The following is a 2,908-nucleotide window of genomic DNA, read 5'->3' as shown; positions in this document are numbered from 1 at the left end:
CTGGTCTGGAAGCTTGTCCCCATGGTTTTCGTTCTAGTTTACGCGATTGGCTTGCTGAAACAACCGATGCTCCCTATGAGGTTGCTGAAACCATTCTAGGTCATACGGTTGGGGGGAAAGTGGAGCGTGCCTATCGTCGTACAGACTATTTAGAACAGCGTCGTATCTTTATGGATAAGTGGGCTTCTTATGTTACTGGTTAAAACAATAAAAGTTGTGGACAGCTCTATCTCTCTTTTTCGCATTACATCCATAATGGATAATATGATCACAAATTATGGCTTCTCTTGAATAAAAAATAACAAGATGTTGTTTTTTTACTGGAAAAGTTTGATACAAATTGCTATTTATATATAGAAAATCAACGTCGATTCGACCACTTAGATAAAGAGGGGACTTCATGATTCCACATGAACCACTTCTCACAGTACGTGAAAGTGCAAAAATACTCAATATAAGCGTTTCAACACTTTGGCGGCGGGTCGCTGATGGCTCGGTGCCAAAGCCTTTAAAGATTGGCTCTTTAGCGCGTTGGCTACAATCTGACCTTTACGATGTAATCGAAAAAGCAAAAAACCAACGTGGCAACGACGCCGCCTAAAGAAAACTTCGCCTTATAGGACAGACAAAGTATTTCGACTTTCGCAAATCCTGAAATAACAGAATCTGTCTTGTAATGCAAGTAGCAGAAAGGGATTTTATGCATTTTACAAATGCGACAACAAGCAATGCTTATGCATTGCACACAACAGCTCAAAAAATTACTTGTGAATTAAGTGGGGTTTGGCATGGGCGTTATGGAACAGCCCGTTGTCCAGCCCATGATGATCAATTGCCTAGCTTATCTCTTTCCAATGGACATGATGGGCGTCTCTTACTCTATTGTTATGCTGGCTGTTCTTTTAGAGAGATCATACAAGCGCTTAGAAGAATTGGCTTGCTTGGGAAACAAGCCTTTGTTGATATTGATAAAGCCTATAATCACACGCTCTCTTTCTCAAAACAGTTTTCTGCTGATCTCAAACGAGTAAAGCAGAAAGCAGAGAGAGCAAAAGCAATTTGGCAACAAAGCCAACCAATAAAAGATACTTTAGCAGAAACCTATTTACGCATGCGGGGTATTACGTGTGACTTATTTCCTTGTTTACGATTTCACGACAAATGTCCACATCCATTAGGAATGATGCTGCCCGCGTTGGTAGCACTTATTAAGGGGGCTGGCTCTTTTGCCATTCATAGAACCTTTTTACAAGCCAATGGCTGCAAAACAGATCAGAAACCAGCAAAAGCCATGTTGGGTTCTGTCATGGGCGGTGCTGTGCATTTAAGTCAAGCCAATCCAAAACATCTGGTTATTTGTGAAGGCATTGAAACTGGTCTGTCTCTGCTGTCTGGATTGATATTAGAGCCCGTGAATTTATGGGCGTCTCTTTCAACAAGTGGCATGATGCGTGTGAATTTACCCCCGATAAAAGCACGTCTGACAATCGCAATGGACGGTGATGATGCGGGTCGTAAAGCAGGTTTTAACCTTGCAAAGCGTGCGTATAGCCAAGGCTTTGAGGTCTTTATGATGCAAGCTCCAAAAGGAATGGACTTTAATAATGTACTACTTTCTCAAAAGAGGGAACTATGAAAGAGTGTAATTTACAAAACAACAATGAAAATACCCCCGTCAATGATAACGATAATACTTGTTTAAAAGCCATTCCTTATGAACAAGCCTTGCAACAAAATGGTTGGGGGAAATTAAAATCCATTGCTACGACTCTTTTACCCGTCGAGCCTTTTAGTCTTTTACAGCTTCCAACATCATTAATAAACTATGTTTATGACGTTGCTGATATACAACAATCTTCTATCGATTTTGTGGCTATCTCTGCTTTATGTGGTTTGGCGGCTGTCATTGGTAATGGCGTGCGTATTGCTCCAAAACAACATGCCAATTGGACAATTGTTCCTAATCTCTGGGGTGCCATTGTGGGGCAACCTTCAACCATGAAAACACCTACCATGGAAGCTGCTTTAGCTCCTCTCTATGCCTTTCAAGAGGAATGGTATCAAGAATGGGTAAAGCAGAAAAAAAGCCAAGAAACAAAAGATATTTTGATTGAATTAGACAAACGAGAAAAGAAAAAACAAGCCTGCAAAGCACTCAAAGATCAAGACGAGGAACAAGCCCTTGCTCTTCTTTCTCAATCTCTTGAACATGAAGAAAGTGATGATGATGACACGCTTAATAAACGACGTCTTATCGTCAATGATGTCACGGTTGAAAAGCTTGGGGAATTGTTAAAAGAAAACCCCCGTGGTCTGTTGTTGGTTCGTGATGAATTGTCTGGGTTTTTAGCCAATTTGGAGAGAAAGGAATATCAAGCAGACCGTTCTTTTTATCTAACAGCTTTTAATGGCAATAAGCCATACACCTATGACCGTATAGAGCGTGGAACCATTCATATTTCCAATGCAACTATTTCCGTCATTGGGGGCATTCAACCTTCACGAATTATTCCCATTATTCAAGCCATGCACCATGGAATAAACGATGATGGTTTATTGCAACGGTTTCAAATGCTGGTCTTTCCCGATGAACAAAAAGAGCGGATATGGGGTGATAGACCACCCAATCAAGAGGCATGGGAAAGCTATCATGAGGTCTTTCGTTCTCTTTACGATAAACCTTTAGGATCACCAAAACACCCTATCACCATGCGTTTTTCTGCTGATGCTCAAGAGATGTTTCGTGAATGGTGGGAAAAGTTTCAAAAAACAATCAAAGAGGAAAATTTCTCTACAAGTTTACAATCATATCTTTTGAAAATGGATAAAACCATACCAACCCTTGCGTTGATTTTTGAACTGTGTGAAGGCGGGCGTTTTGAAATCAATAGAAATGCCCTTGAGAGAG

General features: G+C 40.7%; 3 protein-coding genes and 1 pseudogene. All 4 read left to right on the top strand.

Features of this window, described 5'->3' with window-relative positions; all coding sequences use genetic code 11:
• Positions 1 to 203: pseudogene (locus FS875_RS09565) on the top strand (integrase); the annotation flags it as partial.
• A gap of 197 nt (positions 204 to 400) precedes the next feature.
• A complete protein-coding gene (locus tag FS875_RS09560; RefSeq protein ID WP_144756150.1) occupies positions 401 to 601 on the top strand; it encodes a helix-turn-helix transcriptional regulator in 201 nt (66 codons plus the stop codon).
• A 99-nt stretch (positions 602 to 700) separates the two neighbouring features.
• Positions 701 to 1,636, top strand: coding sequence for a DUF7146 domain-containing protein (locus FS875_RS09555; protein WP_144756147.1), 936 nt, complete (start codon positions 701 to 703; stop codon positions 1,634 to 1,636).
• The coding region (locus tag FS875_RS09550) for a YfjI family protein (protein WP_144756144.1) at positions 1,633 to 2,908 on the top strand (1,276 nt) is incomplete at its 3' end. The genes FS875_RS09555 and FS875_RS09550, both read left to right, overlap by 4 nt.

Source organism: Bartonella saheliensis, from assembly GCF_902162175.1.
The sequence above is the reverse complement of the archived record's forward strand: the minus strand, read 5'-3'. Positions and strand labels throughout refer to the sequence as shown.